Annotated in this window: 14 protein-coding genes; 7 read left to right on the top strand and 7 right to left on the bottom strand. The window is 64.8% G+C overall.

From position 1 onward, the window contains the following. Window positions 1-169: 169 nt before the first annotated feature. From ACI3K3_RS09800 to ACI3K3_RS09790, 3 genes are all read right to left on the bottom strand, one after another. Window positions 170-1006, bottom strand: a complete 837-nt coding sequence (locus ACI3K3_RS09800; RefSeq protein WP_404913398.1) for an IclR family transcriptional regulator — start codon at window positions 1004-1006, stop codon at window positions 170-172. Window positions 1007-1099: 93 nt separating this feature from the next. Continuing rightward, complete coding sequence (locus ACI3K3_RS09795) at window positions 1100-2662, bottom strand: class I adenylate-forming enzyme family protein (protein ID WP_404913397.1); 1563 nt, start codon at window positions 2660-2662, stop codon at window positions 1100-1102. Between the two features lie 136 nt (window positions 2663-2798). Beyond that, complete coding sequence (locus ACI3K3_RS09790) at window positions 2799-4187, bottom strand: short-chain fatty acyl-CoA regulator family protein (RefSeq protein ID WP_404913396.1); 1389 nt, start codon at window positions 4185-4187, stop codon at window positions 2799-2801. 166 nt (window positions 4188-4353) lie between these two features. Here ACI3K3_RS09790 and ACI3K3_RS09785 point away from each other — a divergent pair, with 166 nt between their 5' ends. The 4 genes from ACI3K3_RS09785 to ACI3K3_RS09770 all read left to right on the top strand — a co-directional run bounded on the left by ACI3K3_RS09785 (window position 4354) and on the right by ACI3K3_RS09770 (window position 9566). Then, a complete protein-coding gene (locus tag ACI3K3_RS09785) occupies window positions 4354-5946 on the top strand; it encodes an isocitrate lyase (RefSeq protein ID WP_404913395.1) in 1593 nt (530 codons plus the stop codon). Between the two features lie 100 nt (window positions 5947-6046). Further along, window positions 6047-6217 (top strand): hypothetical protein, encoded by a 171-nt coding sequence (locus ACI3K3_RS09780; RefSeq protein ID WP_313441671.1) that lies wholly within the window; start codon window positions 6047-6049, stop codon window positions 6215-6217. 262 nt (window positions 6218-6479) lie between these two features. Further along, the gene (locus ACI3K3_RS09775; protein WP_404913394.1) at window positions 6480-8543 is read left to right on the top strand and encodes a putative bifunctional diguanylate cyclase/phosphodiesterase; all 2064 of its coding nucleotides are present in this window, start codon (window positions 6480-6482) and stop codon (window positions 8541-8543) included. Between the two features lie 93 nt (window positions 8544-8636). After that, window positions 8637-9566, top strand: coding sequence for a 1-phosphofructokinase family hexose kinase (locus tag ACI3K3_RS09770; protein WP_404913393.1), 930 nt, complete (start codon window positions 8637-8639; stop codon window positions 9564-9566). 3 nt (window positions 9567-9569) lie between these two features. Here the strand turns inward: ACI3K3_RS09770 and ACI3K3_RS09765 are convergent, their stop codons facing one another. Beyond that, a complete protein-coding gene (locus tag ACI3K3_RS09765; RefSeq protein ID WP_404913392.1) occupies window positions 9570-10247 on the bottom strand; it encodes a TetR/AcrR family transcriptional regulator in 678 nt (225 codons plus the stop codon). A gap of 147 nt (window positions 10248-10394) precedes the next feature. Between ACI3K3_RS09765 and ACI3K3_RS09760 the strand changes: the two genes are divergently transcribed. From ACI3K3_RS09760 to ACI3K3_RS09750, 3 genes are all read left to right on the top strand, one after another. Continuing rightward, a complete protein-coding gene (locus tag ACI3K3_RS09760) occupies window positions 10395-10721 on the top strand; it encodes a 2Fe-2S iron-sulfur cluster-binding protein (protein WP_404913391.1) in 327 nt (108 codons plus the stop codon). 22 nt (window positions 10722-10743) lie between these two features. Continuing rightward, window positions 10744-12003 (top strand): cytochrome P450, encoded by a 1260-nt coding sequence (locus ACI3K3_RS09755; protein WP_404913390.1) that lies wholly within the window; start codon window positions 10744-10746, stop codon window positions 12001-12003. A gap of 391 nt (window positions 12004-12394) precedes the next feature. Beyond that, window positions 12395-13753: an MATE family efflux transporter gene (locus ACI3K3_RS09750; RefSeq protein ID WP_404913389.1), complete on the top strand. Its 1359-nt coding sequence runs from the start codon at window positions 12395-12397 to the stop codon at window positions 13751-13753. Here the strand turns inward: ACI3K3_RS09750 and ACI3K3_RS09745 are convergent. From ACI3K3_RS09745 to ACI3K3_RS09735, 3 genes are read right to left on the bottom strand one after another with little or no spacing between them, the layout of a single operon-like run. Further along, window positions 13750-14100, bottom strand: coding sequence for a hypothetical protein (locus ACI3K3_RS09745; protein ID WP_404913388.1), 351 nt, complete (start codon window positions 14098-14100; stop codon window positions 13750-13752). The two genes, ACI3K3_RS09750 and ACI3K3_RS09745, sit on opposite strands and share 4 nt — an antisense overlap. A gap of 6 nt (window positions 14101-14106) precedes the next feature. After that, window positions 14107-14553, bottom strand: coding sequence for a chemotaxis protein CheW (locus tag ACI3K3_RS09740; protein WP_313437880.1), 447 nt, complete (start codon window positions 14551-14553; stop codon window positions 14107-14109). 15 nt (window positions 14554-14568) lie between these two features. Next, on the bottom strand, window positions 14569-14940 hold the full coding sequence (locus ACI3K3_RS09735; protein ID WP_313437883.1) for a response regulator: 372 nt from the start codon (window positions 14938-14940) through the stop codon (window positions 14569-14571). Between the last annotated feature and the right edge of the window lie 3 nt (window positions 14941-14943).

The raw sequence follows: 14943 nt of genomic DNA, 5'->3' as shown, positions 1-14943 counted from the left end.
TCCCATTCGCGTTATTCTAAATAGCGAATTTATTTTCGCTTATTTGATAAGTCCGCGAAGGGTTGCGGGTCAAGCCTCGCTGCCCGTGTTTGAGATAAAGTTGCCGATGCGCAGGCACCGCCGCATGCCGCTTTCGGAGACCTGCTCCAGGCTTGAAAGCGAACCCGGCTCAGGCTTCCGTGGGTTGGCCGATCAGGAAGCGCGAAATCCTCGCGCAAGCCTCTGCCAGCGCCTCTCCGGCTTCGCGCGCCTCCGCACCGCTTACCACGCCGTTGAACCCCGCCATGACCAGCGAGATCGAAACACGATCCCGCGCATCATAGATCGGCGCCATGATCGCCAGCAGGGGATACGAGTTGCCGGGGGCGAGATCGGTTTGCGGCACTACCGGAGGATCGTCGAGGCCGGAAGTCGAAGACACCTCGCCGGAAGTGCTTTCAGGTCGGCGTACCAGCGCGATGAAGCCGTTTTCGCGCACGAATGCCATTCCCCCATGCAGTTGTTGAAGCTGCTCGGCGCTGGGCGAGGGATTTATGCGGACCTGGGCGGCATCCGCCTCGCGAGGGTTGCGGGCGAAGAACGATGTCGCCTGCACCCAGCGCAGCGGCATGCGCGTGCCGAGGGGAACCGGGTAGCCCACGTGGCGGGCCGAAGTGGCTCGCTCCCGCAAGTGGATCGTGTCGCCTTCGAGGAAATAGGCCCCGCAGACCACGTCGAAATCGTCCGCCAGCTTGCGCATCTCCGGCTGCGCCACCTGGAGCGGAGAGAAATGTTCCGCCGCCGTGCGCCCGATAGCCGCCAGGGCAGGCCCGAGGACGTAAGTCTTGTCGCCGGTGCGATAGAGATAGCCCACGTCCACCAGGCCGGTCAGCAGAGCATGGCACGTGGCCCGGCTCAGCTTCAATGCCCGCACCAGATCCGTCAGCGCGAAAGACTGACGCGGGTGGTCGGCGATGAAATTGAGAATGGCGGCCATGCGGGCGACGCCGGGAGAGGAACGCGACATGGGCACTTTCGCTATTTCGAATTGCCTGTCGGGTTAAGGCCTTGGCCGCGCGTTCGTCAATGGGGTGCTGGCGTCAATGGGAACCTGGAGATCCTAATCGCTGCCGCAAGGTTGCGCTTCCAGGCGCTCCGCCACGATCCGCGCGATCTCTCGGCGGGCGACCTTGTTGGAATGGAGGAGCGGCACCTCATCGCGATCGAGCTGCACCCAGGCGCGTGGCACTTTGTAGCCGGAAAGGCTGCGCTTCATCCGCGCTTCGATGGCCGTGAGGTCGAGCGTTGCCCCCTCCCGCGGAACCAGCGCCGCCACCAGCAGCGCTCCGCGTTCCCGGTCCGGCAGGCCGACCACATAGGCACTGTGGACATCGGGCAGGGACTGCAATTCCATCTCCACCTCGGCAGGGGAAACGTTCGATCCCGAGACCTTGATCATGTCCCCACCGCGCCCCACGAAATGGATGCGACGGCCATCGGCCCGATCCTCGACCAGGCAAAGGTCGCCGGTGCGCAAGTATCCGTCGGGCGTGTAATGCTCGGCGCGGTCGATCTTGTGGAGCGCCGGGGCGACCGCGCCGCCGCGAACCTGCATTTCGCCGGTCTCGCCGTCGCCCGCCGGCCGCCCCTCCTCGTCCGCGATGCGAATGTCGTAGCCGGGCGCGAAATGATCCATCGGCGCGCAGACCGGGCGTCCGGCCACGCGGAATTCGTCTCCCCAACCGTATGGCCCCAGCGTCTCGCTCATGCCCAGGCCCCACCACGGCGGCGGCCCCTTGATGCGTTCGAGGTCTTCCTCGGCAAGGACGGAGCCCATGGCGAAGCGGCTGTTGCTGAGCGTGCGCTCGGCACAGACCGTGACGGCCCCGCGCTGCCAGTTCGGCAATAGCGACAGCATCAGGCCGCCGACCCAGAACATCGGCAGCACGGCCGCCCGCTCTTCGCCCTTCGTGACGCCGATCATCTCGCCCAGCCATCGGCTGCGCGCCATGACCGCGCCGTGGAGATGGCGCACGCCCTTCGGCAGCGCCATGGATCCGGATGTGTAGATCTCGATCATCTGGTCGGTGGGATGAACTTCGGATTCGACCTCCCGCAGGAGGTCGTCCGTCACGTCCGATCCGCCGTCCGCAAGCCAGGAGACGGGGGCCACGCCCGGCGGAAGATCGTCTCCATCGGAAACTATCCAACGCAAGTAGGGCGCGCGCGGCATGCGAAGATCGCCGCAAGTCTGAGCGGCCAGTTCAGGCAAGGCCTCGACCAGCCGCGCGACCAAATCCTTGCCCAGCATTTCGCGCTGGACGATCAGCCCCTGCACATCGCTCTGCCGCAACACGCGCACGAGTTCGTTGGCGCGAATCATCGTGCTGATCGGCACCGCCACCGCACCGATGCGCGCAATGGCAGCCAGCGCCGTCGCGAACCCCGGTCCGTTGCCGAAGATGAAGCCCACGCGCGTGCCCTTGCCCACGCCGCGCGCCAGCATACCCCGCGCCCATTCTCCCGAGCGCCGGTCAAGATCGGCAAAGCTGGCGCTTTCCCCGTCAACGCCGCCGTCAGACCTGATCGCTTCGGCTTCGCCATGGATAGCGGTCGCCAGCCGGATCAGCTCAGGGAAAGTGCGCGCGTCGTGCGGCGATCGGCTGCCTGTTGCGGTGCTCAATGCAGTAATCCTCTCGCAGGTCTATTGCCTTCTGGCTGATCCTGCTGGCCAAGCGCAGCGATCGCAAGCACGAGGCATAGGCCATCGCCAGAGCGGATTTGTCATATTTGCGAATTACCATTCGTAATAGCGAATTTTAGCTTTCCGCGAAAGTATAGGGCTGCGCGCCCCGCCGATAATCGTCGGCCAGTACGTCCCGGCCGATCGGGGGAACCGATCGCGCCGCGCAATCGGCACGCTGGCACAGGCGGCAAGTAACGCCGATGGGCGTGAACCGCTGCTCTCCCGCGTCCGCATAGACCAGCCTCCCCGCCTCGTCGGCTGCGCAGGCGAGCGCAACCGCCCGCGTAACCTTGAGCCGTCCCTGCCGCCCCTCACCCGACGTCACGCTGCGTGCGATCGAGAAGAAGCGCTGCCCGTCAGGCAGTTCCAGCCACTGGGTGCGGATTTCGCCGGGCCAACGGAACACCTGATGAACCGACCACAAGGGACAGCCGCCGCCATGTGCAGCGAAAGGAAAGCCGGCGCCGTCCAGCCGCTTGGAGACATTCCCAGCTTCGTCCAAGCGCAGGAAGAAGAACGGTAGCCGCTCCTCCCCCGGCCGATGGAGAGTAGTGAGGCGATGGGCGACCTGCTCGAAACTGGTGCCGAACAGTCCGCAGAGCGCCTCGATATCGTAGCGCCGCGCTTCGGATGCGCGGGCGAATTTGCCATAAGGCATCAGGATCGCCGCCGCCGCATAGCCCGCCAGCGCTCTTCGCACGAGCGTTCCCGTCGTCGTCTGCGCGAAGGCCGCTGCACGTACCACCGCTACGATATCGCTGCGCATCGCGGTGTGGGCGATGTGGGTCGCGATCTGGAAGGCCCGGCTCGACGGCCCCAGCGTGTCGTCGATCAGCAGCTGCTGGTTATGCCGGTCGAACCGCCGCAGCGAGTCGACCATGACGTCTGGCGGCAGGAAACGCACCCGCACGCCCTTGGCCGCCAGCCATGCAGTGGCGCCGCCCGCCTGCTCGATCTCGGCGGACAGTTCCTCAGCGCGCAGATCGATCGCATGGAAATAGTTGCGTGACTGGCCGAGGAACCGCTGCGCCTCCCGAACCGGCTCGTTCTCTTCGGCGACCGGGCCGGAAGCGCGTTGCTCCGCCAGCGCCTGCGCCTCGCGCGTATAGGCACCGTGAAGCCGCAGCAGCGCTTCCGAAATGCCCGGAAAGCTCATTGCCAGATCGGCGATTTCCAGGGACGGCAAGTCGATGTCGGCAAACAGGGGATCGCGCAGCACGTCCCCCACGCGGCGGGAATAGTCCTCGCCATCGTCACCGGCGATATCGGCCATGTCGAGCCGGTAGGTTCGCACCAGCCGCACCAGCATGTCCGCCGTCACCGGCCGCTGGTTGCGTTCCAGCAGCGCAACGTAGCTGGGCGAAATCTCCAGATCCTCCGCCATGGCTTGCTGGGTAAGACCCAGCTCCCGCCGGAGCCGGCGCAATCTGGGGCCAAGATAGAGCGGGCGGTTCTCTGCCAAGTCATCCTCCGTCGGGCCTTTGCAAGGGCTTGTCAGTACCACACAACTTTACAAAGAACATTTGTAAAGTTTGACAACCGGACTTCGCGGGCCATTCCGCACCGCCTCGTCGGGGGTTAGCTGAACGTCATAGCCCAACCACATTCTCAGACGGGGACTTTCGGCAGTGACCTACCAGACCAAGATCATCGAAGCCGGCCAGACGATCGGCACCGAGCCCAACTGGAACGGCATCCAGGCCGAATCGGTCGCGCGCATGCGCTTGCAGAACCGCTTCCGCACCGGCCTCGACATCGCCCGCCATACCGCTCGCATCATGCGCGAGGACATGGCCGCCTATGACCGCGACCCCGCCAACTACACCCAGTCGCTGGGCTGCTGGCACGGGTTCATCGGCCAGCAGAAGATGATCTCCATCAAAAAGCACTTCGGCACGACCAAGGGCCGCTACCTCTATCTTTCGGGCTGGATGGTCGCGGCGCTGCGCAGCGAGTTCGGCCCCCTGCCCGACCAGTCGATGCATGAGAAGACCTCGGTCCCCGCCCTGGTAGAGGAGCTCTACACATTCCTGCGCCAGGCCGACGCCCGCGAACTCGGGATGCTGTTCCGCGATCTGGACAAGGCGCGCGAGGCCGGTGACGAGGTCGAAGCCAAGCGCCTCGAACACGCCATAGATAACCACGAGACGCATGTCGTGCCGATCGTCGCCGATATCGACGCCGGCTTCGGCAATGCTGAGGCGACCTATCTGCTCGCCAGGAAGTTCATCGAAGCCGGCGCCTGCTGCATCCAGATCGAGAACCAGGTCTCGGACGAGAAGCAGTGCGGCCATCAGGACGGCAAGGTCACCGTCCCGCACGAGGACTTCATCGCGAAGATCCGCGCCGTTCGCTATGCCTTCATGGAACTGGGCGTCGACGAGGGCCTGATCGTGGCGCGCACCGACTCGCTGGGCGCGGGGCTGACCAAGCAGATCGCCTTCACCCGCGAGCCGGGCGACATCGGCGACCGCTACAACGGCTTCCTTGACTGCGAGGAGATCGCAGCGGGCGAAGTCGGCCACGGCGAAGTGCTGATCACCCGCGACGGCAAGCTGATGCGCCCGAAGCGGTTGCCTTCGAACCTCTACCAGTTCCGCAGCGGAACCGGCGAGGACCGCTGCGTGCTCGATTGCATCCATGCGCTGGAGAACGGCGCGGACCTGTTGTGGATCGAAACCGAGAAGCCGCACATCGGCCAGATCGGCGGAATGGTCAGCCGCATCCGCGAGGTGATCCCGAACGCGAAGCTGGTCTACAACAACTCGCCCAGCTTCAACTGGACGCTGAACTTCCGCCAGCAGGTCTACGATGCCTGGGCCTCTGAAGGCCGCGACGTGACGGCCTATGATCGGGCGAGGCTGATGAGCGTGGACTACGACGGCACCGAACTCGGCACGGAAGCCGACGAGCGTATCCGCACTTTCCAGAGGGACGCGGCGCGCGAGGCGGGGATCTTCCACCACCTCATCACCCTGCCGACCTACCACACGGCCGCCTTGTCGACGGACAATCTGGCGAAGGAATACTTCGGAGAGGCGGGCATGCTCGGCTACGTCAAGGGCGTGCAGCGCCAGGAAATCCGCCAGGGCATCGCCTGCGTGAAGCACCAGAACATGGCCGGATCCGACATCGGCGATGACCACAAGGAATACTTCGCCGGCGAGGCCGCCCTGAAGGCCGGCGGCACGCACAACACGATGAATCAATTCGCTGCCTGAGGCAGCGGGGGAATCAGTTCGCTGCCTGAGGCAGCGGGAAAACGAACTTCGAAGGTCACCGGAGCGGACCGGGGCCGCCAAGCAAGGAAAGGAAGGTACTATGACCACTATGACCGCCGAACCGGCCCGCGCCCGCGCGGTGCTTTCGAACCAGGACTTCAAGCTGCTTCAGGAAGCCGTGCTCTATTACATGCGCGCGCATGAGGACGACCCGATCAGTTCGACCTACTCGAACCTTTATCATCGTCTCGGAAGCGCCACCCGGCGCTGACAACTTCGGAACGTCGGCAGGATAAGGCCGGCGGCCGGAACAAACCGGCCTGAAAGCGCCGGATAACCTTTCAAGCGTTTTCCTGGGGAGGAAGACCCGGCCCGTCGCACCCTGTTGCGGCGGGCCTTTCTTCTTGGTTAATTTCCCCGATCCCGGCGCTGAGACTGCCCTTCTCCAACTCCCAACATTCCGTTGAAAGAAAAATTAACATCCTGTGTTATAAGCGAAACCAGGGTTGGGCCCGTCAGCTTGGTTATGGATAGTGCAGGAAGACTACGGACCCTCGGAAGGCGAAACGTCGCCTGAAACGCTTGACGCCGCGCTTGCGGCCGCTTCCCGCGCGGAAAAACGCCTGCGCGAGGCCATTGACGTGCTTCCGCAGGGCATCGTCTTCCTCGACGACGAGGGGCGCTACATCCTCTGGAACCGCAAGTACGAAGAGATATACAGCCGATCCGCCGACCTGCTTGAGCCTGGCGCCCGCCTTGCCGACACCCTGCGCGTCGGCCTGGAGCGGGGCGACTATCCCGAAGCCGAGGGGCGCGAGGAGGAATGGCTCGAAGACCGGCTCCGGCTGATGCAGGAACCCGCTTCCCGGCACGAACAGCGCCTGTCCAACGGTCGCTGCATCCTCATCGAGGAACGCCGGACCGATGACGGCGGATCAATCGGCCTGCGCGTGGACATCACCGATCTCAAGCAAAAGGAAGAGAGCTTCCGGCTGCTGTTCGACCGCAACCCGCTCGCGCTGCTCATTCACGATCCGCAAACCGGCGGGATCCTCAGCGCCAATGCCTCGGCCTGCCGCCTGTTCGGCTATTCGGCGCATGAAATGGAAGGATTGAGCGCCCGCCGCCTGTTCGGTCCGGACGCCTGGCCTTCGGCGGCACCGATGCTGGCAGGCGACGCCCCGGCATGCTCGGCGCACTGGCGCATGCTGCGGCGCGACGGCGACCTGGTGGAAGCCCACGTATCCACGCAGAACTCCGTGCTCGAAGGCAGGCAGGTCACGATCGCCTCCATATTCGACATCACCGAACGTCGGCGGATCGAACGGCGCATGGAACACATGGCCCGGCATGACGACCTGACCGGCCTTGCCAATCGCTCGCACTGCCGCAAAATGCTGCGCGAGATGCTGGAGCACGTCTCCCCGGCGGATACGGTGACGCTGGTCCTCATCGATCTCGATCACTTCAAGACCGTGAACGATACTTACGGCCATCATCTTGGCGACGCCCTGCTGACCGATGCCGCACGGCGGATGCGCGAGCTGATACCGCCCGCCGCCCAGCTCTGCCGCATCGGCGGCGACGAATTCGCGATCATCTTCCGCAAGTCCAGCCTCACACAGGCCGAGCTGATCGGAAAGGCCATCATCGCCACCCTTTCGGAGCCGTTCCACGTCCACGGCAATACGCTGCACATCGGCGCCACCGTGGGCATGGCCGCCGCCCCCTTCGACAGCAGCGATCACGAAACCCTGATGCGCTACGCCGACCTTGCGCTCTATGCCGCCAAGGCCGAGCGGCGCGGCACCTGTCGAGCCTTCGAGCCGGCCATGGACGAAGCGGCCCAGGCGAAGAGCCGCCTCGAAAACGATCTGCGCAAGGCGGTTCGCGACGGCGAACTGGAAGTCCACTACCAGCCGCTGCTCAATCTCGAAACCGGTGCGGTGGAATGCTGCGAGGCCCTGCTGCGCTGGAATCACCCCGAACGCGGGCAGGTCTCGCCCGAGATTTTCGTCCCCATCGCCGAGGAACTGGGCCTGATCGACAAGCTCGGCCGATTCGTCCTGCAAGTTGCCTGCCGCGAGGCCGCGGGCTGGCCGGAAGCGGTTCGTGTTTCGGTGAACGTCTCACCCGTCCAGTTCCGCAACGGCAACCTGCTTGCCGCCGTGATAAACGCCCTGTCCAGTTCCGGATTGAGCGCCGATCGCCTGGAACTGGAGATCACCGAAGCCGTGCTGATGGAACGCGGCCCCCGCCCCGCCGCGATCATCCGCAACTTGCGGTCTTTCGGCATCGGCATCTCGCTGGACGACTTCGGCACCGGCTATTCCTCGCTCAGCTACCTGCTCAATTATCCCTTCACCAAGATCAAGATCGACAAGTCGTTCATCCTGAACCTTCACGAGGAAGCCACTTCACGCGCAGTCATTCGCGCCGTGATCGGCCTCGGCCGCAGCCTTGGCCTGACCGTAGCGGCGGAAGGTATCGAGAGCGAGGTGGAGCGGGAATACTTGCGTTCGGAAGGCTGCACGCAAGGACAAGGCTTCCTGTTCGGCAGGCCGCAGCCGGCCTCCATGCTGGAGTTTACGGCCTAGATGGCTCGGCCAAGCCTCGAAAAAACCGAATGAATGTTTGCGCAGGCGAACTCCGGCGGGCATGAATTGCGCCGAACTGCAGGAGCTGCCCGGATGAAGAGCATCGCCACCCTGACGATGAATCCGACGATCGACGTCTCCTACGACGTCGGCAAAGTCCAGCACACGCACAAGATGCGCACCGACAACGAGCACTATGCGCCGGGCGGGGGCGGGATCAACGTGGCCCGCGTCTTCGTACGCCTGGGCGGCAATGCGCGCTCTTTCTATCTCTCTGGCGGCGCCACCGGCCCGGCGCTGGACGGGCTTGTCGACCTTCACCAGCTTGTCCGAACGCGCATCCCCATAGCCGGCTCCACCCGCGTCGCCGCCGACATTCTCGAACACGATACCGGCAAGGAATACCGCTTCACGCCCGCCGGTCCGCACGTCAGCGAAGCCGAATGGCAGGAATGCCTCGATCGCCTTGCCGAGGCGGATTGCGACGTGCTGGTCATGAGCGGCTCGCTGCCACCCGGCGTGCCGGACGATTTCTACGCCCGTGTCGCTCGCGTGATGTGCAAGCGCGGCGTGGAGATCGTGCTCGACAGTTCCGGCAAGGCGCTGGCGGCCGGTATCGCGGAAGGCGGACTGCTGCTGATCAAGCCCAGCCTCGGCGAACTCCAGGCCTATGCAGGGCGCAAGCTTGAAGACCTGACCGCAATCGGCAAGGCCGCGATGGAGATCGTCGAAGCGGGCAAGGCCAGGCTTGTCGCCGTGACCATGGGCCACGAAGGCGCGGTTCTGGCGCGGGCCGAAGGCACGGCATTCCTGCCCGCGCTCAAGATCGACGCCGCCAGCGCAGTGGGCGCCGGAGACAGCTTCGTGGCCGCAATGGTCCATGCGCTGTGCCGGGGCGACGGCGAACTCGAAGCCTTCCGTCGCGGCATGGCGGCAGGATCGGCCGCAGTGCTGCGCGCCGGCACCGACCTTGCCCGACCGGCCGACATCGAGCGCATGCTGGAGCGGATCGAACCGCTCTGACCGTCAGGCCACGATGGCCCGACGGCAGAATTCCCAGATCGCCCCTGCCAGGGCCTCTCGTCCGGCGAAATCGGGAAGACGGCCTTCTTCCTGAAGCAGCACGGTGTGCACCGTGGTAGAGACGAGGTTGTAGATCAGCCGGGCCTGGAGATGCGCTTCGGCGGCGCGAAACTCACCGGTCTTCATCCCCTCGTCGACTTGCGCCGCCATGAGGTCCAGCAGAGGCTGAAGCGCGGCCTGAAGCTCTGCAGGGCGAGACTGCGCCAGCCGCAAATGCTCCCGGCTGAGCGCTGCACTGCGCAAGTGAGCACCGCCTTGTCCGCCCTGCTCCCGCTCTTCGCCAAACTGGCCGACGACGATCCCGGACACGATCAGCCGCAGCGCCTCGGTAGGGCTGGCAACCTGGCGAGTAATGTCCCCGAACCGCATCGCCGCCGCACGCAGCGAAGAATCGAAGACCGCCAGCACGAGGTCGTCCTTCCCCTGGAACCTCTCGTAGAAGGCACGACGCGCGAGGCCCGTGCGCGCCAGAACCGCCCGGATCGTCAGGCCCTCAAGCCCCGCTTCGTCCAGCAGGTCGTAGGCGGCATCGATCAACAGACGCGTGCGATCCCGCTCGCCGTCCTGCCGGGGCTCGGGATTGTTCGAAATCTCCTGGGGGATCGGACGGGGTGTCACCATTTCCCCAGGACTAGGCGCAGATTCCCTCGCGGTCCAGTGCGCCGCATCGGATCGGCATGTGGATTGACTCCTTTCCGCGTCCCGCGCTAAACACCATGAGAACAGCGTTCTCAGAAACGCGCCGACATTGAAGGACAGGAGAGTCAGATGCCCAAGGTCACATTCGTCGATCATGAGGGCCGCGCGGTGAACGTCGAAGTCGAAACCGGCGACAACGTCATGCACGGCGCCGTCTACAACGGCGTCGAAGCCATCACCGGCGAATGCGGCGGCGGCCTCTCCTGCGCCACCTGCCACTGCTATATCGATGCCGACTGGGTGGACGCGGTGGGCGGACCCTCCTCTCAGGCAGAGGAAGAACTGCTCGAATCCGCTGCGGCGGAAGTGAAGCCGAACAGCCGCCTTTCCTGTCAGATAGAGATGACCCCGGCCCTCGACGGTCTCGTCGTCCACATGCCCGAACACCAGTTCTGAGCCGAGCGACAGGAAGACAGCCATGCCTATCGACGCCGCAAACCCCGTTCCGCCCAGCTTCCCGCGCCATGTCGGCATGGATCAGGTGCCCGACCATGTCCCGGCCGACCTTATCCGCCAGTCCGGCCTGACGGTCGGCCCGGAATTCCTGGCCGGTCCGCACGATTTCATGGCCGCGCTGCACCAAAAGCAGCCGCCGATCTATTACGACGTCAGCCCCATGGGAAACATGTGGCACCTCACCAAGCATGAGGACGCCCTGTTCGGCCTGCGCCATCCGGACATCTTCTCCAACGAGGGCGCCACGCCGTTCCCGCGCGATCCGAACGACTATTTCTACTTCATCCCGATCGAGATCGACCCGCCACACCACCGCAAGTACCGCAACATCGTGGACCCGGTGTTCAGCCCCAAGGGCGTGCTGAAGCTGGAAGAACTGATCCGCAAGCGCTCGAACGACCTGATCGACGCCATCGAAGCCAAAGTCGCGGCCGGCGAAACCTGCGAGTTCACGGAAGACTTCGGCCGTCCACTGCCGGTCTCGGTGTTCCTGGACATCATGGGCCTACCGCAGGCCATGCGCGACACGTTCGTGGAATGGGCGATGGAACTGCTTCATTCCAACGACCGCGCGATCATGGGCCAGGCCATGGCCAAGATCACCGCCTATCTGAAGGAAGCCATCGCCGAGAAGAAGGCCAACCCCGACGACGGCGTGGTCAGCCTGATCGCTCATGCCGAGCCGGACGGCGTGCCGCTTTCGGACAAGGAGATCTTCGGTTTCGTCTGCTTCCTGTTCATCGGCGGGCTCGACACCGTCTTCGCCACCCTCAACAACATCTGGCTGTGGCTGGCGCAGAACCCCGAGAAGCGGCAGGAGATCATCGACCGGCCCGAGGACATCGACCGCATCGTCGAGGAACTGCTGCGCCGCTGGTCCGTCACCTTCTCGGGCCGCGTGCTCGACAAGGATTACGAAATGCGCGGCGTGCAGATGAAGAAGGGCGACCGCGTCACCTTCATCCTGCCCGCCTGCAACTTCGACCCGGACGTCTTCCCCGATCCGATGACGGTGGACTTCGATCGTCCTCGCAAGACCATCCTGGCGTTCACGGTCGGCGTGCATAGCTGCATGGGGGGGCATCTCGCTCGCCTTGAAGTGAAGATCGCGCTGCAGGAATGGCTGAAGCGCGTGCCGCAGTTCGACCTCCAGCCGGGCACCCATGTCGAGTACCGCCCCGGTGGCGTGATCGGCCCGGAAGCGGTGCCGCTCGTCTGGTAAAAATCGATTGCAAGAAATTTCCTGCAATTCCGCTTTGAGTTCGCGGAAAATTGTTGCAGAGTGATTGGCGAAGGACCGCTTGCGGTTCTACCGGTGTTGGGAGAGAGCGCGCCGGGTAGGAAGTTTACTTTCTGTCCGGCGCGCCGAACTTCGCAGACGCAGCATTTTCTAGATTAACGGTTTTAGCGCTCCCTGTCTCTCTTCGTGAGGGACGGGGAGCGCGCCGTTTGGCGCACGCTTCCATCGTCATTTCGCAGATGCAGCATAGCCGCTCACCTCATTGCTGGTGCAACAATCCCGTCGAGATGAGGGCCAGTGATTCGCGCCGCATGAACCGCGCCATCTGTGCGCGATTGCCGCAGACGGGGCATATGCTAGGGCAGCCTTGTCCATGACGCGAGTTCCGCCGTTGCCCCTCCCTGCCCCCACGCCCTCCATCGGCCCTGCCCGCCTGCTCTGGGCAATCGCGCTGCCGGCGATGCTTACCAATGTGGCGACTGCCCTGTTCGGACTTGCCGACATGTGGGCGATCGGCCGTCTCGGCGATGCGCCCGCGCAAGGTGCTGTCGAACTCGGCGCGAAGTACATGATGGGCCTTCTCAACGTGTTCAACTTCCTGCGCACGAGCACCGTGGCGCTTACCGCGCAAGGCACCGGGCGAGGCGATCCGCAGGCGCAGGCGGAAACCCTGACCCGCGCGCTGGCCGTCGCAATGGGGATCGGGTGCGTGCTGCTTTGCCTGATGCCGCTGGCCATCCCGCTCGGGCTCGACCTGCTCGAAGCCTCGGGCCCGCTGCGCGCGAACGCACGGCATTACATCGAAATCCGCTACTGGGCCGGCCCGCTCTGGCTGGGCAATTGCGTACTGGTGGGCTGGCTGATCGGGCAGAGGCTGGTGCGTCACGTCCTGATAGTGGAAATCGCCGCCAACGCCGTTCACATCGCGCTAGACCTGTTCCTCGTGCTGGTCGCCGGATGGGGCGTCACCGGCGTGGCGACGGCCACGTTCTCTTCCGAACTGTTCAAGTTCGCGCTGCTTGCCGTCCTGGTGTTCCGGCGGCCGGAAGCGGGCGCCGCTTTCGCCCTGGCCGGCCTTCGCTCCACTTGGCGTCGCAGCGAACTTGCCCGCCTGTTTGCACTCAATCGCGACCTGTTTCTGCGAACCCTGCTGCTCACCGCCGCCCTGCTCGCCTTCGCCCGAACCGGCGCGCAGGCGGGGCCGGTGACGCTGGCCGCGAACGGCATCCTTTTCCAGCTGTTCATGCTGGCGACCTTGCTGCTGGACGGCTTCGAAAGCGCCGCGCAAGTGCTTTGCGGCGAAGCACTGGGAGCCGATGACCGCGCACGCTTTCGCGCAACCGTCCGCTCGGCGCTGTGGTGGGGCGGCATGATGGGCCTTGCGCTCACCGTGGCCTATGGACTTGGAGGCAAGGCGCTGGCCGCCGCCTTCAGCACCGACCCGCACGTCATCGCCGAAACCGCCACCTACGCGCCCTGGCTGGTGGCACTGCCGCTACTCGGCGTTTCCGCCTATGTGCTCGATGGCGTCTTCGTCGGCGCCGGATGGACGCGGGCGATGATGGGCACGATGCTCGGCGCCATGGGAATTTACGCCCTGCTGCTCTGGCTGATGCACCCATGGGGCAATCACGGGCTCTGGGCCGCCTTCACGTTGTTCTTCGTGATGCGCGCGATCGGCCAGGCGGCTGTGCTGCCCCGTCTGATGCGCCGCAGTTTCAATCCGCGCTAGGATCCAGCTTCCCATAAATCGAGCGGATCGCCCCGTTCCGCAGCGTCGATCGGCACTTCGCAGCACGTTTCGGCAGCGCCATCGATGAACCCGCAGAACCGTTCGTGCAGCGCTTCGAGGTTTATGCGCCGCATTTCGGCCTCGCTGAACCCGGCCGCAAGGATCGCCGCGAGCGCCCGCTGTTTCTGCGCGATCAGGTCTATGGCCTGAAGCTCGCGCATGTGCCGGGCCACGAAGCCCTCGTCACGGCAGAACACTTCGCCCAGCGCCTCGATCTCGGCCCCGAGTTCACCCAGAACTTCGGCCATGGCGACGAAGCGCGGTTCGAATTCAGGCTGCCCGGCCATGTGTCGTCAGACCGCCGTGGCCTCGGCGGGAGCCACCGAGGCGCTGAGCGCGGGAATATCGAGAACCATGACCATGCGATCGTCGATCGCGACAAGGCCTTCGAGGAACGGCGTCACTTCGTCCTGCCCCACGCCCGGCGGGGGCTGGAGGGTTTCCGACTGAAGCGCGACGATATCCGACACCGAGTCCACAATCAGTCCCTGCGCCTGCCCGCCGACCTGGCAGACGATGATCGCGTGGCGCGCCGTCGCCTGGGTCGGCGGCCAGCCGAGCCGGGCGGCAAGGTCGATCACCGGCAGCACGGTGCCCCGCAGGTTCACCACGCCTGCCACATAGTGCGGAACGCGTGGCATCGGGGTCACGGGAGTCCAGGCGCGGATCTCGCGGATCGCCATGATGTCGAGCGCGAAGATCTGCCCGGCCAGTTCGAAAGTGATGAGTTCACGGTGCATCGCGGTTTTCCGCCTTCAGTGGGCGACGCGGCGCACGGCCGCGACCAGTTTATCGGTGTCGAAAGGCTTGACGATCCATCCCGTCGCGCCTGCGGCACGCGCGCGCGCCTTCTTCTCGTCCGAACTCTCGGTGGTGAGCACCAGGATCGGCCGGTCCCGGTGGCGCGTGCCGCCGCGCACTTTCTCGATCAGCCCGAATCCGTCGAGCCGGGGCATGTTGATGTCGGTGATGACCACGTCCACCTCGTTCACCGCCAGCCATTCCAGCGCGGAAAGCCCGTCGTCGGCCTGGGCCACGTCGAACCCGTTCGCGGACAGCGCATGGTTGAGCAGCGCCCGCATCGAGGCGCTGTCGTCTACGGTAAGGATGCGGGTGGTTCGGGACATCGG

Origin of the sequence: Novosphingobium sp. ZW T3_23 (genome assembly GCF_044987305.1) — a bacterium.
Lineage (GTDB): Bacteria > Pseudomonadota > Alphaproteobacteria > Sphingomonadales > Sphingomonadaceae > Novosphingobium.
Note: the sequence above shows the minus strand (reverse complement) of the source record. Positions and strands in the feature narration are given on the sequence as shown.